This window comes from Microbacterium saperdae (assembly GCF_006716345.1).
Lineage (GTDB): Bacteria > Actinomycetota > Actinomycetes > Actinomycetales > Microbacteriaceae > Microbacterium > Microbacterium saperdae.
Genome location: NZ_VFOX01000001.1, coordinates 2,873,675 through 2,895,134, shown reverse-complemented (window position 1 = coordinate 2,895,134; position 21,460 = coordinate 2,873,675). Strand labels below are relative to the sequence as shown.

At 68.0% G+C, this 21,460-nt stretch carries 18 protein-coding genes; 14 read left to right on the top strand and 4 right to left on the bottom strand.

The genetic code is table 11. The features are described 5' to 3' along the window. The first annotated feature begins 4 nt into the window (after positions 1 to 4). The 3 genes from FB560_RS13670 to FB560_RS13660 all read left to right on the top strand — a co-directional run bounded on the left by FB560_RS13670 (position 5) and on the right by FB560_RS13660 (position 6,386). Positions 5 to 1,120, top strand: a complete 1,116-nt coding sequence (locus tag FB560_RS13670; protein ID WP_141873259.1) for a GuaB3 family IMP dehydrogenase-related protein — start codon at positions 5 to 7, stop codon at positions 1,118 to 1,120. Positions 1,121 to 1,179: 59 nt separating this feature from the next. After that, positions 1,180 to 1,935, top strand: a complete 756-nt coding sequence (locus FB560_RS13665) for an SURF1 family protein (RefSeq protein ID WP_141873258.1) — start codon at positions 1,180 to 1,182, stop codon at positions 1,933 to 1,935. A 230-nt stretch (positions 1,936 to 2,165) separates the two neighbouring features. Then, positions 2,166 to 6,386, top strand: a complete 4,221-nt coding sequence (locus FB560_RS13660; RefSeq protein WP_229673053.1) for an ExeM/NucH family extracellular endonuclease — start codon at positions 2,166 to 2,168, stop codon at positions 6,384 to 6,386. Positions 6,387 to 6,534: 148 nt separating this feature from the next. Here FB560_RS13660 and FB560_RS13655 read toward each other — a convergent pair whose 3' ends face one another. Continuing rightward, positions 6,535 to 7,341, bottom strand: a complete 807-nt coding sequence (locus tag FB560_RS13655; RefSeq protein WP_141872877.1) for a DeoR/GlpR family DNA-binding transcription regulator — start codon at positions 7,339 to 7,341, stop codon at positions 6,535 to 6,537. A gap of 234 nt (positions 7,342 to 7,575) precedes the next feature. On the opposite strand from FB560_RS13655, the gene FB560_RS13650 reads away from it, so the two are divergent. The 9 genes from FB560_RS13650 to FB560_RS13610 all read left to right on the top strand — a co-directional run bounded on the left by FB560_RS13650 (position 7,576) and on the right by FB560_RS13610 (position 17,401). Further along, positions 7,576 to 8,871 (top strand): ABC transporter substrate-binding protein, encoded by a 1,296-nt coding sequence (locus FB560_RS13650; RefSeq protein WP_141872876.1) that lies wholly within the window; start codon positions 7,576 to 7,578, stop codon positions 8,869 to 8,871. Positions 8,872 to 8,954: 83 nt separating this feature from the next. Then, the gene (locus FB560_RS13645) at positions 8,955 to 9,878 is read left to right on the top strand and encodes a carbohydrate ABC transporter permease (RefSeq protein ID WP_141872875.1); all 924 of its coding nucleotides are present in this window, start codon (positions 8,955 to 8,957) and stop codon (positions 9,876 to 9,878) included. A 2-nt stretch (positions 9,879 to 9,880) separates the two neighbouring features. Further along, entirely contained in the window at positions 9,881 to 10,726 is an 846-nt protein-coding gene (locus tag FB560_RS13640) for a carbohydrate ABC transporter permease (protein ID WP_141872874.1), read from the top strand. Between the two features lie 47 nt (positions 10,727 to 10,773). Next, positions 10,774 to 11,637, top strand: a complete 864-nt coding sequence (locus tag FB560_RS13635) for a ketose-bisphosphate aldolase (RefSeq protein WP_141872873.1) — start codon at positions 10,774 to 10,776, stop codon at positions 11,635 to 11,637. A 37-nt stretch (positions 11,638 to 11,674) separates the two neighbouring features. Next, positions 11,675 to 12,883, top strand: a complete 1,209-nt coding sequence (locus FB560_RS13630) for an ADP-dependent glucokinase/phosphofructokinase (RefSeq protein ID WP_229673055.1) — start codon at positions 11,675 to 11,677, stop codon at positions 12,881 to 12,883. Next, entirely contained in the window at positions 12,880 to 13,857 is a 978-nt protein-coding gene (locus tag FB560_RS13625) for a class I mannose-6-phosphate isomerase (RefSeq protein ID WP_141872872.1), read from the top strand. Before FB560_RS13630 ends, FB560_RS13625 begins: the two co-directional genes overlap by 4 nt. Positions 13,858 to 13,929: 72 nt before the next feature. After that, a complete protein-coding gene (locus FB560_RS13620) occupies positions 13,930 to 14,421 on the top strand; it encodes a DUF3817 domain-containing protein (RefSeq protein ID WP_141872871.1) in 492 nt (163 codons plus the stop codon). After that, complete coding sequence (guaA, locus tag FB560_RS13615; protein WP_141872870.1) at positions 14,418 to 16,004, top strand: glutamine-hydrolyzing GMP synthase; 1,587 nt, start codon at positions 14,418 to 14,420, stop codon at positions 16,002 to 16,004. Before FB560_RS13620 ends, guaA begins: the two co-directional genes overlap by 4 nt. An 8-nt stretch (positions 16,005 to 16,012) precedes the next feature. Next, a complete protein-coding gene (locus FB560_RS13610) occupies positions 16,013 to 17,401 on the top strand; it encodes a glycosyltransferase (RefSeq protein ID WP_141872869.1) in 1,389 nt (462 codons plus the stop codon). A gap of 81 nt (positions 17,402 to 17,482) precedes the next feature. Here FB560_RS13610 and FB560_RS13605 read toward each other — a convergent pair whose 3' ends face one another. Next, positions 17,483 to 18,148 (bottom strand): DNA alkylation repair protein, encoded by a 666-nt coding sequence (locus tag FB560_RS13605; RefSeq protein ID WP_141872868.1) that lies wholly within the window; start codon positions 18,146 to 18,148, stop codon positions 17,483 to 17,485. A 130-nt stretch (positions 18,149 to 18,278) separates the two neighbouring features. Between FB560_RS13605 and FB560_RS13600 the strand changes: the two genes are divergently transcribed. Both FB560_RS13600 and FB560_RS13595 read left to right on the top strand, forming a co-directional pair. After that, positions 18,279 to 18,707 (top strand): YciI family protein, encoded by a 429-nt coding sequence (locus tag FB560_RS13600; RefSeq protein ID WP_141872867.1) that lies wholly within the window; start codon positions 18,279 to 18,281, stop codon positions 18,705 to 18,707. A gap of 1 nt (position 18,708) precedes the next feature. Continuing rightward, positions 18,709 to 20,001 (top strand): RNA polymerase sigma factor, encoded by a 1,293-nt coding sequence (locus FB560_RS13595; protein WP_141872866.1) that lies wholly within the window; start codon positions 18,709 to 18,711, stop codon positions 19,999 to 20,001. A gap of 75 nt (positions 20,002 to 20,076) precedes the next feature. On the opposite strand, the gene FB560_RS13590 is transcribed toward FB560_RS13595, so the two are convergent. After that, positions 20,077 to 20,349, bottom strand: a complete 273-nt coding sequence (locus tag FB560_RS13590; protein ID WP_141872865.1) for a GlsB/YeaQ/YmgE family stress response membrane protein — start codon at positions 20,347 to 20,349, stop codon at positions 20,077 to 20,079. Between the two features lie 157 nt (positions 20,350 to 20,506). Next, positions 20,507 to 21,430 carry a Bax inhibitor-1/YccA family protein gene (locus FB560_RS13585; RefSeq protein WP_141872864.1) on the bottom strand — a complete coding sequence of 308 codons (924 nt, stop codon included), beginning with the start codon at positions 21,428 to 21,430 and terminating at the stop codon, positions 20,507 to 20,509. Positions 21,431 to 21,460: the final 30 nt, after the last annotated feature.

Genomic DNA, 21,460 nt, shown 5'->3' with positions numbered 1-21,460 from the left:
GACCATGGAGATCGAGCTCGGCCGAGGAAAGCGCGCACGACGTGCGTACACGTTCGACGACATCGCGGTGGTGCCGTCGCGGCGCACGCGCAACCCGGAGGACGTGTCGACCGCATGGACGATCGACGCCTTCGGCTTCGGCATCCCGGTGCTGGGCGCGCCGATGGACTCCGTCGTGAGCCCGCAGACGGCGATCATGCTCGGGCAGCTGGGCGGACTCGGGGTCCTCGACCTCGAAGGCCTGTGGACCCGCTACGAGGACCCGGAGCCGCTGCTCGCGGAGATCGCCGGGCTCGACGACGGTCAGGCGACCGTGCGCATGCAGGAGCTGTACTCCGAGCCGATCAAGCCGGAGCTGATCACACGCCGCCTCGCCGAGATCCGTGAGGCCGGTGTCACGGTCGCCGGGTCTCTGACGCCGCAGCGCACCCAGGAGTTCTACGACACCGTCGCCGCCGCCGGGGTCGATCTGTTCGTCATCCGCGGTACCACGGTGTCGGCCGAGCACGTGTCCAGCGTCGCCGAGCCCCTGAACCTGAAGAAGTTCATCTACGACCTCGACGTGCCCGTGATCGTGGGAGGAGCGGCGACCTACACCGCCGCTCTGCACCTGATGCGCACGGGAGCGGCCGGAGTCCTCGTCGGCTTCGGCGGAGGAGCGGCGTCGACGACGCGCGCGACCCTCGGCATCCACGCACCGATGGCCACCGCGGTCTCGGATGTCGCCGCCGCGCGCCGTGACTACCTCGACGAGTCCGGCGGACGCTACGTGCACGTGATCGCCGACGGCGGCGTCGGCACGTCCGGCGACATCGTCAAGGCGCTCGCGATGGGAGCGGACGCCGTCATGCTCGGTGTCGCGCTCGCCCGCGCGACGGATGCGCCGGGTCGCGGCTTCCACTGGGGCCCCGAGGCGCACCACCCCAAGCTGCCCCGGGGACACCGTGTGCACGTCGGCGGCATCGGCACGCTCGAAGAGATCCTCTACGGCCCTGCTCCCGTCGCGGACGGCACCGCGAACCTGATCGGCGCGCTGCGCAAGTCCATGGCGACCACCGGCTACTCCGACCTCAAGGAGTTCCAGCGGGTCGAGGTCGTGCTGGCCCCGTACGAGGCCTGAAGGCCGCGCTCGACACCGTGACATCCCCTTCGCTGTTCCCGCCCACCCTGCGTGAGGTGATGCTGCGCAGACGCTGGATCGGGATGCTGCTGCTGTGCCTCGTGGTGGCCGGTGTGTTCGCGTGGCTCGGACAGTGGCAGCTCGAACGGGCGATCGAGACGGATCCTCCGCCCGCCGGGGTGACGGAGCAGGTGCAACCGCTCACCGATGTGCTCGAGCCGGGAGAGTACCTGCCCGAGCCGCTGGTGGGTCAGCGTGTCGAAACCGCCGGGACGTGGATCGCGGACGACTTCCTCGTGGTCTCGCACCGGTTCAACGACGGCATCGAGGGGTACTGGGTCACCGGCCAGCTGCGCGTCGCCGAGCGCACGTCGATCGCCGTGGCCGTCGGATGGGCTCCCGATCGCGCGTCGGCGGACGCAGCGGCCGCGGCGCTGAACGATGAGGCCGACGGCGCAGAGGTGAGCATCAGCGGTCGCATCATCTCGGATGAGGGGCCTGGAGTTCCTCCGCACGCGGAGCCGGAACGGATGGATCGGATGTCGACGGCGGCGCTCCTCAGCCGCTGGCACGACATCGAGGAACTCGACGTCTACCGCCCGTATCTGGCCTCGTCGACCGCGCTCGCGGGTCTCGACGACATCGATTCCCCTGCCCCCGAGGAGCTGTCGCCGGTCAACTGGCTGAACATCTTCTACGCGGTCGAATGGGCGATCTTCGCCGGTTTCGCGTTCTATCTCTGGTATCGCCTGGCCAAGGACGCGTGGGAGCGCGAGGTCGAGGAGTTCGAGGACGCGCAGGCCGCATCCGTCTGACGGTTTTCGCCGCTGATCTGCGCTGATGAGCGGGTCGTCTCCGCACGTTGCTGCGCGGCCGAGGCCGGTGAGCACTCGGTGACCAATCGGCAAACACCATTGAGGATGTCGCAGCAGATCCATAGGCTCGGAGCAATGCGTGCTCCCCGGCCGGTCCTGGGGGTACCGCGCGACACGCCCCACGAGGGCACGTCGTCACCGAAATCCACGATGTCGAGGAGACCGCCCGCATGATGCACGCCCCCGACGACGACGCCCGCGAGGGCCTCGGTTCGTCCGCACACCGGAAGCGGGGGCGCATCGGCGCACTCGCGTTGACCACCGCAGCCGCGCTCGCCTTCGGCACGCTCGGCGCCATGCCCGCGCTCGCCGCGGAGGAGCCCGTGGACGGTTCCAGCGCCACCACGACGGAGACGCCCGCCCCGGAGACGCCCGCCCCCGAGGAGGAGGCTCCCGCGGCTCCCGTCGAGGAGGCACCTGCAGAGGACGCGCCAGCGGAAGAGGTACCCGCGGCGCCGGCGGAGGACGTGGCGGTCGCCGCGACGCCCGCCACGCACACGATCGCCGAGGTGCAGGGCACCGGAGCCACCTCGCCGGTCAACGGCCAGACCGTCACGGTCGAGGGGGTCGTCACCGCGGACTACCGCACGGGTGGTTACAAGGGCATCGTGATCCAGACGCAGGGTTCGGGTGGCGCGACCGATGCGACGCCCGGTGCATCCGACGGCATCTTCGTGTTCCTGAACGCGCTCGCTCCGACGCTCGAGATCGGTGACCTGATCTCCGTCACCGGCAAGGTCAGCGAGTACTTCGGCCAGACGCAGGTCGGCCCCACCGCACTGGCGGGCATCGAGGTGCTCACCGTGGGGGCCGGCGTACCGGAGCCCACTCCGCTCCCCGACACCGTGGTCGGCGCCGACCGAGAGCAGTACGAGAACATGCTCGTCGCTCCTGCAGGCACCTACCGACTCGCGTCCAGCCACCAGCTCTACAACTTCGGCACGCTCTGGCTGAACGCCGGCGAGGACCTCAACGTCAAGAGCACCGAGACCACGCGCCCCGGAGACGACGCGGCGGCGATCGCTGCGGCCAACCGTGCGAACCGCATCTTCCTGGATGACGGGTGGTCGCTGCAGGTCAACAACAACGCCCACACCGGCGACCAGCCCTACTTCACGAAGGACGCGGTGGTCCGCAACGGCGACGTCGTCGACTTCAGCGACAGCGGCTACATCCTGCAGTGGGGCTTCGACGACTGGCGTCTGCAGCCGATCGTGCCGATCGACGACTCGTCGTCGGCAGATCTGAAGGCCGGGTTCGAGGCGACCAACCCGCGCACCGATTCCGCACCGGAGGTCGGCGGCGACGCGCAGGTCGCGTCGTTCAACGTCTACAACTACTTCACGACCCTGAAGTCCGAGAACCCGGATGCGCGGGGGGCGGCGAATGCCGCGCAGTTCGCGATCCAGAAGTCGAAGATCGTCGCGGCGATCAACGGACTCGACGCCGAGATCGTCTCGCTCATGGAGATCGAGAACTCGGTCAAGCTCGGGAAGCCGATCGACACCGCGCTGGCGGATCTCGTCGACGGCCTGAACGACGCGGCGGGCAGCGAGGTCTGGGCGTACGTGCCCACGCCGGAGGCGCTGAACGATGCGGCGACCACCGACTACATCACGAACGCGATCATCTACAAGAAGGACGCGGTCTCGCCGGTCGGCGACAGCGCGACGGTCACCGACGAGACGGTCTGGGGCAACGCCCGCGAGCCGATCGCCCAGGCCTTCGACATCGACGGACGCATCGTGAACGTGGTCGCGAACCACCTGAAGTCGAAGTCGCCGCCCACGGGTGCGGGGGCGGAGCCGGCCGACGGACAGGGCTTCTTCAACGCTGACCGCGTGGCTCAGGCCAATGCGATCCTCGCGTTCACCGAGGAGCTGGAAGAGAGCTCGGGGTCCAGCGACACCCTGCTCATCGGCGACTTCAACGCCTATGGCAAGGAAGACCCGATCGACGTCTTCACCTCGAACGGGTGGAGCGACCTCGTCGCCGACAAGGCCGACGGGCAGTACACCTACTCGTTCGACGGTGAGCTCGGCTCACTCGACCACGTGATCGCCTCGCCCTCGCTGGCGTCGTCGATCACCGGAGCGGGCGTCTGGACGATCAACTCCCCCGAGTGGAGCGACCGCGGGTACGCGTTCGGCGCCACCGAGGCGGGTACGCCGTTCCGGTCCAGCGACCACGACCCGATCATCGTCGGCGTCTCCTCGGAGATCCCGCCGGTGAGCATCGACGTCGTCACGATCAACGACTTCCACGGTCGGATCGAGGCGGATGGCGCGGCCGCCGGAGCAGCCGTCGTGGCCGGGGCCGTGAAGCAGTTCCGGGAGCAGAACCCGAACACGATCTTCGCCGGAGCCGGCGACCTGATCGGCGCTTCGACGTTCACCTCGTTCATCAACGACGACAACCCCACGATCGACGCGTTGAACGCGGCCGGGCTCGATGTGAGCGCGGCGGGCAACCACGAGTTCGACCAGGGCTGGGAGGATCTGCGCGATCGCGTGCAGGACCGCGCGGACTGGGAGTACATCTCCTCGAACGTGTTCCTGACCGAGACCGGCGAGCCCGCGCTCGCACCGGCCTGGGTCAAGGAGCTCGACGGCGTGAAGGTCGGCTTCATCGGAGCGGTGACGGAAGACCTCGACTCGCTGGTGTCCCCGGAGGGCATCGCCGACCTCGAGGTGCGCAGCATCGTCGACTCCGTGAACACGGTGGCCGATGATCTGCGTGACGGCGACGAGTCCAACGGCGAGGCGGATGTCATCATCCTGCTGGTGCATGAGGGCGCGGCGAGTGTCGAGCTCTCCAGCATCACCGAGGACTCGCCGCTCGGCGAGATCGTCTACGGCGTCGACCAGGATGTCGACGCGATCGTCTCGGCGCACACCCACCTCGCCTACAACCACGTCATCGACGGCCGACCGGTCGTCTCGGCCGGTCAGTACGGCGAGAACCTGGGGCTGATGAACCTGCAGGTCGACCCGAAGACGAAGGAGCTGCTCTCGATCACCAACGAGATCAAGCCCCTCACGGCCGCCGGCAAGCCGCTGTATCCCGCAGTGCCGGAGGTCGCGGAGATCGTCGCGAAGGCGAAGGCCGAGGCCGACGTGCTCGGTGCGATCAAGGTCGGCGACATCTCGGCCGACTTCAACCGCGCGCGTCAGAGCGATGGCAAGACGGAGAACCGCGGAGGCGAGTCCACGATCGGCAACTTCGTGGCCGACGTGCAGCAGTGGTCCACCGGGGCGGACATCGCCCTGATGAACCCGGGCGGCATCCGCGCGAACCTCACCTACGCCTCGGCCGGAGCATCCGACCCCGACGGCAACGTGACCTACCGCGAGGCGGCGACGGTCCAGCCGTTCGCCAACACGCTGGTCACGCTGACGCTCACGGGCGCGCAGCTGAAGGGTGTGCTGGAGGAGCAGTGGCAGCCGGCGGGTTCGGCTCGTCCGTTCCTCAAGCTCGGCGTCTCGGAGGGCCTGGTGTACACCTACGACCCCGCGGCGGCGCAGGGTTCGCGCATCACGTCGATCACGCTCGACGGCACCGCGATCGATCCGGCGGCGAACTACACGGTCGCAGCCAACTCGTTCCTCGCCGCCGGTGGAGACAACTTCTTCACCTTCAAGGAGGGAACGGGCAAGCGCGACACGGGGAAGATCGATCTGCAGTCGATGGTCGACTGGTTCGACGCGAACAAGACCGCCGCTCCGGACTACACCCAGCGCGCGGTCGGTGTGACGGTCAGCCCGGCGGATGCCGACGGCTACAGCGCCGGTGACCAGGTGACGGTCGCCCTCTCCTCGCTGGCGTTCAGCGCGGGTGAGCCGGCACCGGGGGCGGTGACGCTCTCGCTGGGCGACACACAGCTCGCGACCGGCGCGGTCGACCCCGCCGTCGTCGACACGACGGATGAAGGCGGGCGTGCGAGCCTGACGTTCACTGTCCCTTCGGGCGTCTTCGGGGAGCAGCAGCTCACCGTCGCGGTCGCGGGTACGGGGACCACCGTGCAGGTGCCGTTCACGATCGCCGGCGAAGAGGCGTTCGCGGGCACGATCGCGCTCGGATCCTCGAAGGTGACGGCGGGCAAGAAGCTGCAGATCACCGGCGAAGGTTACGTGGCGGGCGAGACCGTGACGATCGAGCTCCAGCCCAAGAAGGGCAAGCCGGTCGAGGTCGGCACCGCCCAGGTGGGTGCGGACGGGAAGTTCTCGACCTCGGTCACCGTGCCGAAGAGCGCACCATCCGGCAAGTACACCGTCTCGGTGGCGCAGGCCGACGGAGATGCGGCGACCGCCACGGTCACCGTGAACCGTCCCGGCGGCATCATCGGCGCGATCCTCGACTGGCTCTGGGATCTGCTCACCCGATGGTTCTGATGCCCTCGTAGGACAGCACGGCAGAGGCCGCCGGGAGTGATCCCGGCGGCCTTCGTCGTCTGCGAGGGGGCGGAGATCGGCGAGACCTCGGACCGGAACCGCGCGATCGGTCCTGGATGCCGCAGAACTCCGAGGTCCCGCCGACTCGCTACGGCGTGAGCACCTGCACGTCGGCCTGCGCGAGCGCCGCAGCAATGCGCGGGGGCGGGGGAGCATCGGTGATGAGGTAGTCGGCCCGGTCCAGATGTGCGATCTGGGCGAAGAAGCGTCGTCCGAGCTTCGAGGAGTCGGCGAGGATCGCGGTGCGCTCCGCCCGTTGCATCATCTCCGACATCATCGCGGCGTCTCCGAGATTTGACGCCGAGTATCCGGCCTCGTCGACCGCGCCGACCGCGATCAGGGCGAGATCGCACCGGATGTCAACCTCGGGACCGCCGGGCGTCATGGTGAACGTCACCGGCCCCGTGGTGGCCTGGGTGATGGAGCGCACGGCGCCGCCGAACACATACAGGTCGCGGAACGCCGAGGGGGCGATCTCCGCAGGGATGCGGAGGTTGTTGGTCGCGATCGTCAGGTCCTGGTGATTGCGCAACGCGCGCGTGACGGCGAGCGTCGTCGTTCCGGCGTTCATCATGATGACGGAGCCGTCCTCCACGAGGCCGGCGGCGATGCGGGCGATCCGTTCCTTCTCCTCGGTCTGCACGCGCATGCGCACGTCGAGGCCGCGGTCCTTGAGCGGACCGCTCGCCGCGCTGACCGCTCCGCCATGCGTGCGCACGAGCACGCCTTCGCGATCGAGCTGGTCGAGGTCCCTGCGGATCGTGTCGATCGAGACCCCGAAGTGCTCGGCGAGATCGCTGACCGTCACCTGCCCCGTCTGTTCGACGTAGGTGGCGAGATCCGCTTTCCTGCCCGCCGGGAGGCGACGTCGTTGTGCCGGTCCTGATGCGTCCATGCAGTCATATTTAGCACACTCGCGGAACGAACACGGCATACATGCGCAGAAAGCCGCAGATTGGTCACAGTTGCACAACGAGACGCCGTGATCCGCGTGATTTCGGGGATCAATGCGGAGAAACCTTCTCAGAAGAGGCTTGACGATTCTGCAGATGTCGGCATAACATGGCTCAAAACCGCATGAACAAGCATTGAAGCGCGTGATGCGGCACGATCTCGAAGAGGAGAAGTGATGATCACAGTGGGGCGAGGGCGACGCATTCTGAAGCTCGCCGGCGCAGCGACAGCAGCCGTGACGGTCCTGGCAGTGGCGGGGTGCTCGGCAGGCGGCAGCGGAACCGATGGATCCGATGGCGGAGACGTCACCATCGAGTTCGCACAGTGGTGGGAGCCCGAGCTGCCTGACGGCGAGTTCCGTGCACTCATCGACGAGTTCGAAGATGCCAACCCCGGCATCACGGTCAAGCTGGTCAGCGGTCCGTACGCATCGACCAAGGAGCAGCTCTTCGCCGGCGCGGCATCCGGCACCATGCCCGATGTCGTCGGTCTCGACGGCGCCTGGGTGAACGACTTCGCGTCGCAGGGCACGATCGCCGACCTGAGTGCGCTCATGAAGGAGTACGACTACGACGACAGCGAGCTGGCCAGCCAGATCCAGGTCGACGGCAGCACGTACATGATCCCGGTCGTGAACTTCGTCTACCCGATGTTCACGAACGACGACCTGCTCGCTCAGGCGGGCGTCGACGCACCTCCGGCCACCCGCAGCGAGTTCGCGGATGCCGCGGCGAAGGTCACCGCCCTCGGCGGCGACGTCTCCGGCTGGGTGCTCCCACTGTCGCTCGAGGCGCCCAACGGCGTGCAGAACGACGTCATGTCGTGGGTCTGGGCTTCCGGCGGCTCGATGCTCAAGGACGGGCAGCCCGACCTCACCAACGACGACGTCACCTCCGCGGTCGAGTACATCGGCGATCTGTGGGACGACGGCGTCATCGCCTCCGGCTCCTTCACGATGAAGGAGCAGGACAAGGTCGAGGAGTTCACCAACGGCCGTGCCGGCATGATGATCGACTCGCTCGCGCACATCAACCTGATCCGCGAGACGAACCCCGACCTGAAGTTCTCGATCTCGGCGATCCCCGCCGAGGACGGCTACGACGGCGAACGCGGCATCCCCTACGCATCGTGGGGCATCGGCGTCGCCGAGAACTCCGAGCACAAGGAAGCCGCCTTCAAGCTGGTGTCGTTCCTGATGAGCGAGAAGACGAACTCCGAGCTCTCGACGATGGCGAAGGCCTTCCCGGGGAACTCGAAGTCGGTGCCGGACTTCGTGAACGACGACGAGCTGTTCAAGACGGCGTTCGACATCTACCAGGCGGGATACCCGGCGAACGAGTTCACCGGTCTCCCCGTCGCAGAGGAGCTCATGCGTCAGCTCGGAGAGCAGCTGCAGTCCGCATTCGACGGCCAGCAGACGATCCCCGACGCCCTCAAGAAGGCGCAAGCGTCCTGGGAAGCGGAGTTCTGAGCCAACTCTCCTCCTCCCGCATGAACCGGGTGCCGCATCGCCAGCGCGGTGCGGCACCCACCAACCAAGGAGCCCGAGTTCCCATGACCATGAGAACGTCCGACGACACCGAGGTGATCGTCACCGGAGTGGCACCGTCGCGCCGACGCCGGCAGCTGCGCAAGACCGCGGAGTCCTACGCCTTCCTCTCGCCCACGATGATCCTGCTCTTCGTGCTGATGATCGTCCCGATCGTCATGGTGATCGGATACTCGTTCCAGGACAACGTCATCCTGAACAAGTCGCCCGAGTTCGTCGGCATCGCGAACTACGTCGAGATCCTCTCCGACCCGCGCTTCTGGAAGGCGACCGGCAACACGATCCTCTTCACGGTGGCGAGCGTCGTCGCGCACCTGATCCTCGGCCTCGGCTTCGCAATGATGCTCAACAGCCCGCTTCTCGGACGCTTCTCGCGGTCGATCTTCCGGGCGCTCTACATTCTTCCGTGGCTGTTCACGGTCGCGGTCATCGCCGTGCTGTGGCGCATGCTCCTCGCCCCGAACGGCGTCGTCAACTTCCTGCTCAACACCGACATCGAATGGCTGGCCTCCCCGCAGCTCGCACTCGGGACCATCATCTTCATCAACATCTGGGCGGGTTATCCGTTCTTCATGGTGAGCCTGCTCGCCGGTCTGCAGGGCGTGCCCACCGAGCTGCACGAGGCGGCGACGGTCGACGGCGCCAGCAGCGTGCAGCGGTTCTGGAACGTCACGATCCCGCAGCTGCGCCCCATCATCGTGAGCCTGGTGCTGCTCGACCTGATCTGGACCTCGCAGCAGTTCGCCCTCATCTGGATGACGACGGGCGGCGGTCCGATCGACGTCACCGAGGTGCTCAGCACCTTCACCTACAAGCTGGCCTTCGCCAAGTACGACTTCTCGCTCGCCGCGACCTCCGCCGTCCTGGTGCTGCTGATGTCGATGGTGCTCGCCGTGTTCTACGTCCGTCACCAGAAAGCGAGGGACTGACCATGGCTCTCACCGTCAAGAATCAGCAGCGGGTGTCCAAGGGCGCGCTCACGATCGGCCTCATCATCGGCGCCGTCTTCGCCGCGGGTCCCGTGCTGTGGATGCTCTCGAGCTCCTTCAAGTCGAACACGCAGATCTTCGAGCTCCCGCCGAGACTGGTGACCGACACCTTCTCGTTCGACGCGTACGTCGCGATCTTCACGAACCCCGAGACGATGCGGTTCTTCCTGAACAGCTACATCGTCGCCGGCTCTGTCACCATCCTCACGCTGATCGTGGCGATCCAGGCGGCCTACGCCTTCAGCCGGTTCGAGTTCCGGGGCAAGCGCATCCTGAACGTGGTGATCGTCAGCGTGCAGGCCGTGCCGCCGATCACGCTGCTGATCCCGTACTTCGGGCTCATGGTCGCGCTCGGTCTGTACAACTCCTACGCCGGGCTGATCCTCACCTACATGGTGTTCACGTTGCCCTACGCGATCATCATGATGACCGGCTACTTCAACACCCTTCCGAAGGAGCTCGACGAGGCCGTCCGGGTCGACGGTGCGGGATCCATGACCGCGCTCTGGCGGATCCTGGTGCCGATCTCGGTGCCCGGCATCGTCTCGGTCGGCATCTACACGTTCATGATCGCGTGGAACGAGTACCTCTTCGCGCTGACGCTGACGCGCACGATCGACATGCGCACGGTGCCGATCGGCATCCAGCTCCTCATGGGGCAGCACTCCTACGAGTGGAACCAGATCATGGCCATGAGCGTGCTCGGCTCGATCCCCGTGCTCATCCTCTTCCTCTTCTTCCAGCGGTACTTCATCAGCGGCCTCACCGCCGGGTCCGTGAAGAGCTGACAACGTCCCGTCCCGGGCTCCGACCACCACGAAACAGGAGAAATCAAGTGCTCTACACCGGCAAATCCATCCTCGACGTCGCGAACGAGAACAACTTCGCCATCCCGGCGTTCAACATCAGCGACTGGGCGATGTTCAACGGCATCATCGACATCAGCGAGGAGCTGTCCGCACCGGTCATCGTCGCGATCCACCCGGACGAGGTCTCGCACATCACGACCGACCTGATCGCCGCCATGCACTCCCGCGCGCACCGCGCCAGCGTGCCCGTCGCGATCCACTGGGATCACGGCGGCACCTACGAGCAGATGATCACGGCGATCAAGGCCGGGTTCACCTCGGTGATGATCGATGCCTCGCTGCTCCCCTTCGACGAGAACGTCGCCCTCACGCGCAAGGTCGTCGAGGCCGCGCACGCCGTGGGCATCCAGGTCGAGGGCGAGCTCGGAACCATCGGTGCGAACGACAGCTACGGGGAGTCCGGCGCCGCCGAGATCATCTACACGAACCCGGATGACGCCGTGCGCTTCGTGCAGGAGACCGGCGTCGACAGCCTCGCCATCGCGATCGGCACCTCGCACGGCCTGTACCCCGCGGAGAAGAACCCGGAGCTTCGCCACGACCTGCTCGAGCAGATCAAGGCCGCGGTCGGCATCCCGCTCGTCCTGCACGGCGGATCCTCGAACCCCGACGCCGAACTGCGCCGTGCGGTCGAGCTCGGCGTGAACAAGATCAACATCTCGAGCGACATCAAGGTGTCGTACCACAACCGCATGCGCGAGATCCTCGGCACCGACGAGCGTCTGCGTGAGCCGAACGCGATCCAGCCCGAGCCGATCGCCGCCATGAAGGTCACGGCGGCTGAGAAGATCAGACTGTTCGGTGCGGACGGCAAGGCCGACCTGTACTGAGCGGCACACGCGTTTCGAGGGTGAGGGCGATCGACGGATGAGCGAAGTCGTGGACAGGCAGCTCGTGCTCGGGCTCGGCGGAACAGTCGACTACGAGCTGCGGTGGGATTCCGCGGTGTTCGATCGGCTGGCCTTCGCGCATCGCGTGCGGCGGCACGAGCTGACAGCCTCGGCGCCGATCGTCGATGAGCGGTCGCTCCTGGTGGCCGTCCTCGCCCTCGTCGCGGCGGGAACGGGGGCGGAGAGGTTCGTCGCATCGTCGGAGGTGGTCGAGGCGTTCTCCTCCCACTTCGAGTACGCGGTGACGCTGGGCGGGACCGGCGTGCGGGCCGGTCTCGTACTCGACAGCCTCGGCATCCCCAGCGTGCAGCATCTGGTGAGCATCGACGACAACGTGCGCCGGCTGCTGCCGCCGGGGGTGTCCTTCGTCTCATCCGCCACGGAGGACACCCTCGATCCGCACCTGATCGTGCAGTACCCCGTCGGTGCCCACGTGCGCTTGATGGACGCCGACATCCTCTCGCCGAGCGCGAACCGGCTGATCTTCGCCAATGATCCTCCGAACCGGGAGATGCGTCTGGCGCCCGCGTTGGGTGAAGCACTCGCGACGGCCTCGGTCTTCCTCGTGTCGGGGTTCAACACCATGCAGGATCAGGATCTTCTGGCCCGGCGACTGGACGAGCTGCAGCAGGCCATGCGTGCGCTGCCGGCCGATGCCCTCGTCTATTACGAGGACGCCGGCTTCTACACGCGCGCCTTCTCCGAGACCGTGCGGGCGCAGCTGCTCCCGTCGATCGACGTGTACGGCATGAACGAGGACGAGCTGCAGGAGTACGTCGGGCGCACGGTCGACCTGCTCGATCCCGCCGATGTGGTCCGAGCGCTCCATGAGATCCACGCGATCATCCCGGTTCCCGCCCTCGTCGTGCACACCCGGTACTGGGCGCTCGCCGTGGGGCGGGATGCTGCCGGGCACCGCGCGGCGCTGGAGAGCGCGGTGCGTGTGGCCGCCACGCGCTACCGCCTCGGAGACGGATTCACGGCCGCGGATGCCGCGGAGACGGACGCCATGGATCGCCACCGCGGAGGGGCGGCCCTCGTCGCGGCGGTCGAGGGTGCGGTGGCGGATGTCGCCGGGGTGCCCGCCTTCTCGCTGGATGTCGAGACGCCCACTACGATCGGCCTCGGAGACACCTTCGTCGGTGGATTCCTCGCCGCGCACGCTCAGGATGGAGAACAGCCGTGAACCCGATCGTCCTTTCCTCGAACCGCCCTGCGGAGCGCTTCTACCGCGGGGGAGCGGCGCTGTCCGCCTTCCGCGGTGAGTCCGGCAGTGCGGAACGCGAGCCGGAGGACTGGGTCGCGTCGACCACGACGATCCGGGGAGAGGAGTCGCTCGGGCTGAGCACCCTCCCCGACGGGCGCGTGCTCCGCGATGCGATCGACGCGGACCCGACCGGATGGCTCGGCGAGGCCCACACCCAGCGCTGGGGGGCGGACGCACGTCTGCTCGTGAAGCTGCTCGATGCCGGTCAGCGGCTGCCGGTGCATGCGCACCCGCACGACGACTTCGCCGCCTCGCACCTCGGGCGCGCGCACGGCAAGGCAGAGGCCTGGTACATCCTCGAGGGCGGACCGGTGCACATCGGTCTGCGCGAGGAGGTCTCCCACGAGACCCTGGCCGATCTCGTCTCCCGTCAGGACGTCGATGCGCTCCTCGGACTCCTGCACGAGGTTCAGGTGCAGCCGGGCGATGTGGTGTGGGTGCCGGCGGGCGAGCTGCATGCCATCGGCGCCGGTGTCCTGCTGCTCGAGCTGCAGCAGCCGGAGGACCTGTCGATCCTGCTCGAATGGGACGGTTTCGCGATCGACGGCCCCGGCGAAGGACATCTCGGGTTGGGCTTCGACCTCGCGCTGACCGCCGTGACCACGACGGCGCGCAGTGCCGTCGACATGGGGACGCTCGTGCATGCTGCACCGCCCGCGGGCTCGGTGCTCCCGCGGCCGGCCGACGAGTACTTCCGCCTGGAGCGGCTGCCGCTCCACGGCGCCGCGGTGATCGACCCCGGCTTCTCGATCATCGTCGTGGTCAGAGGTGTCGCCGCCGTGCAGGGAACTGCGCTCGCCGCAGGGGCGACCGTGCTCGTGCCCGCGTCGGCGGGGCGCATCGAGGTCAGCGGCGATGCCGAGCTGCTGATCGCCCGCCCGCCGGCTCCCTGAGCGTCCGCCGATGCCCTGAGCGCCTGACGGGCGGCGGATCGAGGCTCGATCAGCGGCGGCTAGACTGGACCCATGCCCGAACCGAAAGTCGCCAGCTTTCCGGCGATCCGCGGTGCGCTGAAGTTCTACCAGATCGCGTCGATCATCACCGGAGTCATGCTGCTCCTGCTGGTCGCCGAGATGGTGCTGAAGTACACGCCGATCCACCTCGAGCTCTTCGCCGGAGGATCCGGCGGACCGCTCTGGTTCGCCCCGGTCGTCGAAGGCCCCGAGGGACTCGAGTCGACGGGCGACGGGCTCAACCTGTCGCTGTTCATCCTCGTGGCCCATGGCTGGTTCTACGTCGTGTATCTCTTCGCGTGCTTCCGGATGTGGAGCCTGATGCGCTGGCCGTTCCTGCGTTTCATCCTGCTCGCGCTCGGCGGCGTCATCCCGCTGCTGTCCTTCATCATGGAGGCGATCGTCGCCCGCGACGTCAAGTCCTACCTCGCCACCAGGGAGGCCGCGGACGCTTCGTCCCGCGCTGCGACCGACCCGAGAACCGCCCCGGAAGGTGTCCGTTGACCGAGCAGTCCGAGACCCAGCAGCGCCCTGCGCTCGTCGTCGACTTCGGCGCGCAGTACGCGCAGCTGATCGCCCGTCGTGTCCGCGAGGCGGGCGTCTACAGCGAGATCGTCCCGCACACCGCCACGGCGGAGGAGATCGCGGCGAAGAACCCGGTCGCCATCATCCTCTCCGGCGGCCCTTCGTCGGTGTACGAGGAAGGTGCTCCGCGCCTCGACCCCGCGGTCTTCGACCTCGGCGTCCCCACGCTCGGCATCTGCTACGGGTTCCAGTACATGGCCCAGACCCTCGGCGGCGAGGTCGCGAACACCGGGCTGCGCGAGTACGGTGCCACGGATGCCGTGATCACGGGTGACGGCGGAACCCTGCTGGGCGGACAGCCCGTGGAGCAGAACGTCTGGATGAGCCACGGCGACCAGGTCGCCAAGGCCCCTGAAGGCTTCGCGGTGCTCGCCACGACCGATGCCACGAAGGTCGCGGCCTTCGCGAACGAGGAGCGCGGCTTCTACGGCGTGCAGTGGCACCCCGAGGTCAAGCACTCCGACCACGGCCAGCGCGTGCTCGAGAACTTCCTGCACAAGGGTGCCGGCCTCGCCTCCGACTGGAACAGCGGCAACGTGATCGCCGAGCAGATCGAGCGCATCCGTGAGCAGGTCGGCGACGCGCGCGTCATCTCCGCCCTCTCCGGCGGTGTCGACTCTGCCGTCTCGACTGCCCTCGTGCACAAGGCGATCGGTGACCAGCTCACGGCGGTCTTCGTCGACCACGGCCTCCTCCGCAAGGGTGAGCGCGAGCAGGTCGAGAAGGACTATGTCGAATCCACCGGTGTGCGTCTCATCACGGTCGACGCCGCCGACACCTTCCTCGGTCACCTCCAGGGCGTGACCGACCCGGAGGAGAAGCGCAAGATCATCGGCCGCGAGTTCATCCGCGCGTTCGAGAAGGTGCAGCTCGATCTCGTCGCCGAGGCCAAGGCCTCTGGAGGCGCTCCGGTCAAGTTCCTCGTGCAGGGCACGCTGTATCCGGACGTCGTCGAATCCGGCGGCGGTGCGGGCACCGCGAACATCAAGTCGCACCACAACGTGGGCGGGCTGCCCGACGACCTCGACTTCGAGCTGATCGAGCCGCTGCGCGCGCTGTTCAAGGACGAGGTCCGCGCGATCGGCCGCGAACTCGGCATCCCCGAGGCGATCGTCGGCCGCCAGCCGTTCCCCGGACCCGGCCTCGGCATCCGCATCATCGGCGAGGTCACGCAGGACCGTCTCGACATCCTGCGCGAGGCTGACGCGATCGCCCGCGAGGAGCTGACGAAGGCCGGCCTCGACCAGGAGATCTGGCAGTGCCCGGTCGTCCTGCTCGCGGACGTTCGCTCGGTGGGGGTGCAGGGCGACGGTCGCACGTACGGCCACCCGATCGTGCTGCGTCCGGTGTCGAGTGAGGACGCCATGACCGCCGACTGGACGCGTCTGCCGTATGACGTGCTGTCGAAGATCTCCAACCGCATCACCAACGGTGTCCGCGACGTCAACCGCGTCGTGCTCGACGTGACGTCGAAGCCGCCGGGAACGATCGAGTGGGAGTAGGGAGCGCGATGCTCTCCGGTGCGGCGTCGGGTCGTCCCGACGCCGAATACCTGGTCCTGTCGAGCCGGCTGATCCCGGGTCTCGACGGCGGGTACACGATCGCGACGCTCGCCCGCGCCCGGCAGCTCGCCGGTGCCGGGGTCGCCGAGGGAGCAGGTCCGCAACTGCTGACCTTCGACCCGGGAACGATCGCGGCGCATGCCGAGCATCGGGAGACGTTCCGGCAGCGTGGTGCCGTGGCCGACGTCTCGCGACTGCGCAACCTGTTCGACGAGGCGGGCGCCGATGGGGGCGGGGCGGCGGCGTGGCTGCGCGCGGCCGCGGACCCGGGCATCGTCGCACGCGACGACATCGAGTACCGCACGATCGCCGATGCCGCAGGCAACCCGATCGTCGCGCTTCCCGTGATCTCCGGCGACCCGGACTGGCACCTGAGCCGCGAGGCCGTGCAGATCTACGACGCCGACGGTGCTGTCGTCGGGGGAGTCGCGGGGTTCGGCGGGCTCTACATGGCGTGGCTGGAGCACATCGCGGCCGGGCTGGACGCGCGGCCGATCGTCGTGATCTGCGAGTCGCGCCAGCTCGGCGAGCTCATCGCCCCCTGGTCGGATCCACGGGTGCGCATCATCCACACGATCCACACGATCCATCTGGAAGCGCCGTACACAGCCGACGCTCCCATGAACGCGCTCTGGACCCGCTGGCTCAGCCTCGCGGATCGCTTCGACGCGGTGGTCTGGCCGACGGCGACCCAGCGCGACGATGTCGTCGCTCGCTTCGGCGGGAGCGCGCACCACGCAGTCGTCCCGAATCCGATCCCTGCCGTCTCGCCTCGCGACGACCTGCGGGAGAGCGGGCTCGTCGTCGTACTCGGGCGGCTGGCGCCGGGCAAGCGGGTGGATCAGGCGATTCGCGCGTTCCTCGCCGCCGACGTGCCGGGTACCCGGATGGAGATCTGGGGCGGCGGGCCTGAGCAGGAACACCTGGCCGCCCTGATCCAGGAACTCGGTGCGAACGACAGGATCGTGCTCACCGGCTACACCGACGACCCCGGGAGTGTGCTCGATCGCGCTGCCGTCGTGGTGACGGCGACCGCGTTCGAAGGGCAGCCGCTGTCGATCGTGGAGGCGCTCCTGCACGGAGCGCCCGTCGTGTCGTACGACGCGCGGTACGGCATCCGTGACGTGCTGGAGCAGGGCGGAGGAGTGCTGGTTCCCGGCGGCGACGTCGTCGCGCTGGGTGAGGCACTGCGACGCGTGCTCGTCGATCACGAGCTGCGCACCCGGCTGAGCGCGGAGGGCCCCGCGGTCGCCGCCGCCTGGAGCCCCGAGCGCTCGCTCGCCGCGCTCACCGCGGTGATCGCCGACGTCGTGCAGCGTCCTTCGCGTCGCGGCTGATCGGTCGCGTTCCTCGGCTCCGGTCGCGAGGATGGTCGCTCCCGGCGCCATGACGCGGACCGGCTGCGACCGGAAGGCCGCTCAGAGGTGTTTCAGTGCCTCGCGGCGGGACAGCGGCGACAGGTCGCGGGCCTCGACGAAGGCGCGTACCCACTCGGGATCGGTCCGTGTCACCTCCCGCAGCGCCCAGCCGATGGCCTTGCGGATGAAGAACTCGCGATCCGCGGCGTTCGCGTCGATCACGGCGGTCAGCAGGTCGCGGTCGGTCGCATCGCGGCGTCCGAGCTGCGCGATGATGCTGGCACGACGGATCCACATGTCCTCATCGCGGGACCATTCCCGCAGCAGGGGAGTCATCTCGCGCGGGTGGGAGTCGAGTGTCTCCGTGAGCCGGTGCGCGATCTCGTCGACATGATCCCACCAGGCGCCGGTGCGGATCATCTCCTCGTGGACAGGGAGCATGTCGAGCCGCGCACGCAGCGGCCGCAGCGCGATCAGCGCCGTCGCGGCGTAGCGCTCCTCGCGGTGTGTGGCACGGCGCCAGAGGAGCAGAGCGGCATCACGGAGCAGGACGGGATCCGCCACCCCTTTCGTGTGCGTCGAGACCACCCGCCGGACGATCGGCACCCGCACCCCGTAGAAGGGCATCGCGGACTTCATGTACGACTGCTGCGCGGGCGCGAGGGTCGGATCGGCGGCGTCGACGAGGGCGAGACGGATCCGTGTCGCGAGCTCTGCGGAGGGCACGAGGGCGAGTCTAGAAGCCGAGGAGAGAAATCTTCAGAAAAAGTTCTGGGGGATGTCGATCCCGGTCGTTTCCGTTCGACGTCTTTAGTGAGAGGGTCGACAGACGGCCCACCGACCAAGGAGAAACCTCATGAAGTACATGCTGATCATGCGCTCGACCGACGAAGCCGTCGCCGCATACAAGGAGATCCCGTTCGAGCAGGTCATCGAGGCCATGGGCAAGTACAACGAGTCCATGATCAAGGCCGGTGTCCTCGCAGCGGGCGAAGGGCTGACGGATGCGGCCGAGGGATTCGTCGTCGACTTCAGCGCGGAGACGCCCTTGATCACGGACGGCCCCTACGGCGAGACCAAGGAGCTGTTCAACGGCTTCTGGATCCTCGAGGTCTCGAGCCGCGAGGAAGCGGCGGAATGGGCGAGCCGTGCCCCGCTCGGACCGGGCTCTTTCCTCGAGGTGCGTCGTGTGACCGACATGTCGGACTTCCCGGCGGACAACGAGTGGATCGAGAAGGAAGCGGGCTGGCGCGAAGAAGAAGAAGCGCGTCGCGCTCAGCAGTGAGATGAGCGACACGTCTGCCGACAGCGCGACGGCGCGCTCCGCACCCGGGTCAGGGTCGACGGAGCGCGCCGTCGCTGCGGTGTGGCGCATCGAATCCGCCCGCATCGTCGGAACGCTCACGAGACTCGTCGGCGATTTCGGGCTCGCGGAGGATCTGGCGCAGGAGGCGCTGCTCGACGCTCTTCGGCAGTGGCCGCTCGAGGGGGTGCCCCGCAACCCCGCCGCCTGGCTCACCGCGGTCGCGAAACGCAAGGCGATCGACGGATGGCGTCGCCAGGAGCGGCTCGACGAGCGGATGGCCGCGATCGCCCATGACCTGGAGCGCGAGCAGGCGGAGTCTCCGGAGGCCCCCTGGGATCCGGATGCCGTCGACGACGATGTGCTCCGGCTGATCTTCATCTCCTGTCACCCCGTGCTGTCCCGCGAAGCGCAGGTGGCGCTCACACTGCGTGTCGTGGCTGGTCTGTCGAGCGAGCAGATCGCTCGGGCCTTCCTGGTGCCGACCGCGACGGTGCAGCAGCGGATCGTGCGCGCGAAGAAGACCCTCGCCGCAGCCCACGTGCCCTTCGAGGTACCGCCGCGTGAGGAGCACGCGGCCCGGCTCGGAGCGATCCTCGGGGTGCTCTACCTGATCTTCAACGAGGGCCACTCCGCGAGCAGCGGCTCCGACTGGATGCGCCCGGAGCTGAGCGACGAGGCCATCCGGCTCGCACGTGTGCTCGCCGCGCTGATGCCGCGGGAGCGGGACGTGCACAGCCTCGTCGCGCTCATGGAGCTGACGGCCGCGCGCTTCCCGGCGCGCGTCGATGCGCACGGCGACCCCGTGCTGCTCGCGGACCAGGACCGCGGCCGCTGGGACCGGGGGAGGATCGCTCGCGGGCGCGCGGCCCTGGCCACGGCGGATGCGCGCGGATCGGGGCGGGGCCCCTACGGTCTGCAGGCTGCGATCGCCGAGTGCCATGCGGTCGCCGCTTCGGTCGAGGAGACCGACTGGGATCGCATCGTGCTGTTGTACGAGGCGCTCGGCCGTATCGCGCCGTCGCCCGTCGTCGAGCTCAACCGCGCGGCCGCCGTGTCCATGGCGACGGGCCCGGCATCCGCTCTGCGCATCATCGACCAGCTCGCGGCCTCCGGTGCGCTGGCCGGATACCACCTGCTGCCCGCGACCAGGGCCGAACTCCTGCTGCGGCTGGGACGAGACAAGGAGGCGCGGAGTGAATTCGCCGTCGCGGCTGCCCTGGCCGGAAACGACCGTGAGCGCGCTCTGCTCGAGGCCAAGGCCGCGGGACGCTGATCGCCCTCACGCGAAGAGCCGCCCTCCTCATCCGACGTGCAGACGAGGAGGGCGGCTCATGTCACCGCTGTGCGGTCAGTCGCGAACCTTCTGGCCGCGGCCGACGATCAGGCCGTAGATCAGCAGCACGATGATCGAGCCGCCGATGGCGAGGAGCCAGGTGCCGAGGTCCCAGAACTCCGTGAGAGGGCGGTTCAGGATCAGGCTGCCGAGCCATCCGCCGAGGAAGGCGCCGACGACGCCGAGCAGCAGGGTGATGAACCATCCGCCGCCCTGCTTGCCGGGAAGGATCAGCTTCGCGATGGCTCCGGCGATGAGGCCGAGAAGAAGGAATCCGAGAAAGCTCATGGTCAGCTCCTATGTTTCGTGAGCCCCAGGGTGCCAGGGCTCGTGCACCTCACTCTGGCGCGCGGACGCCGCCTGAGCCAACCCCTTGCGCTGCACCGTCCGGGTATGCGAAGAGGCCCGCCTCCTCGCGGAGACGGGCCTCTTTCGTGTGTCGATGTCAGTTGCTGCCGCGAGCGATCGCGATGATGCGCAGGATCTCGATGTACAGCCAGACCACGGTCACCATGATGCCGAAGGCGCCGAGCCAGCCGTACTGGCGGGGAGCGCCGTTGCGGACGCCCTGCTGGATCTGGTCGAAGTCCAGCACCAGCGAGTACGCGGCCATGATGACGACGAGAACGCCGATGATCAGACCCAGCGGAATGCCGAGGAACGGCTTGGCGCTGAGGAGTCCGAATGCGTTGTCGTTGATACCGGTCCACATCAGGACCACGTTCAGGAGCGAGAAGACGAGGTAGCCCATCATCGCGATCATGAAGATCTTGGTCGCCTTCTTCGACGCGCGGATCTTGCCGCTCGCGAAGAGGGCCAGGGTCACTCCGACGACCGAGACGGTCGCGAGCGTCGCCTGGACGACGATTCCCGGGTACAGGACCTCGAAGAAGGCCGAGATGCCACCGATGAAGAGACCCTCGAATGCGGCGTAGGCGAAGATCAGGGCCGGACGCACCTTCTTGCGCGACGTGAAGGTGATGACCATCGCGAGGACGAAGCCGGCGAGCGCGCCGACGATCCACGGCAGCATGTTCGGCTGGAAGTCGCTGTACGGGTTGTACGCGGGGGCGGCGACGCCGCCGAGCGTCCAGACCCAGCCCACGGCAGCGGTGACCAGGAGGATGGCGAACAGGCCGGCGGTCTTCCAGACCGTGTCCTCGACGCTCATGCGGTCGGTCTCGATGGCTCCGGCCGGGGGAGCGGCGTACATGCCCTCGAGCTGCGCGTTGGTCGCGGCGTCGATTCCGGCGTGCTGGAAGGAGGCGTTCTGTGCACCCTGAGCAGCCTGCGGTCCGCCCGGGTAGGTCGCGACATTGCGCGGATCCTGCTGCTTGAACGCAGGGTTGTTGAATGCGAAGTTGCTCATTGGTGGGCCTCACTCCAAAAGGGTGTCGTA

Bases quoted from the DNA above. Each gene is read 5' to 3' on its own strand.
- FB560_RS13645 (WP_141872875.1), top strand. From the start codon at position 8,955: ATGACCATGAGAACGTCCGACGACACCGAGGTGATCGTCACCGGAGTG.
- FB560_RS13600 (WP_141872867.1), top strand. From the start codon at position 18,279: ATGAAGTACATGCTGATCATGCGCTCGACCGACGAAGCCGTCGCCGCA.
- FB560_RS13655 (WP_141872877.1), bottom strand. From the start codon at position 7,341: ATGGACGCATCAGGACCGGCACAACGACGTCGCCTCCCGGCGGGCAGG.
- FB560_RS13650 (WP_141872876.1), top strand. From the start codon at position 7,576: ATGATCACAGTGGGGCGAGGGCGACGCATTCTGAAGCTCGCCGGCGCA.
- FB560_RS13595 (WP_141872866.1), top strand. From the start codon at position 18,709: ATGAGCGACACGTCTGCCGACAGCGCGACGGCGCGCTCCGCACCCGGG.
- FB560_RS13610 (WP_141872869.1), top strand. From the start codon at position 16,013: ATGCTCTCCGGTGCGGCGTCGGGTCGTCCCGACGCCGAATACCTGGTC.
- FB560_RS13630 (WP_229673055.1), top strand. From the start codon at position 11,675: ATGAGCGAAGTCGTGGACAGGCAGCTCGTGCTCGGGCTCGGCGGAACA.
- FB560_RS13590 (WP_141872865.1), bottom strand. From the start codon at position 20,349: ATGAGCTTTCTCGGATTCCTTCTTCTCGGCCTCATCGCCGGAGCCATC.
- FB560_RS13660 (WP_229673053.1), top strand. From the start codon at position 2,166: ATGATGCACGCCCCCGACGACGACGCCCGCGAGGGCCTCGGTTCGTCC.
- FB560_RS13665 (WP_141873258.1), top strand. From the start codon at position 1,180: ATGCTGCGCAGACGCTGGATCGGGATGCTGCTGCTGTGCCTCGTGGTG.
- FB560_RS13585 (WP_141872864.1), bottom strand. From the start codon at position 21,430: ATGAGCAACTTCGCATTCAACAACCCTGCGTTCAAGCAGCAGGATCCG.
- FB560_RS13620 (WP_141872871.1), top strand. From the start codon at position 13,930: ATGCCCGAACCGAAAGTCGCCAGCTTTCCGGCGATCCGCGGTGCGCTG.
- FB560_RS13670 (WP_141873259.1), top strand. From the start codon at position 5: ATGGAGATCGAGCTCGGCCGAGGAAAGCGCGCACGACGTGCGTACACG.
- FB560_RS13640 (WP_141872874.1), top strand. From the start codon at position 9,881: ATGGCTCTCACCGTCAAGAATCAGCAGCGGGTGTCCAAGGGCGCGCTC.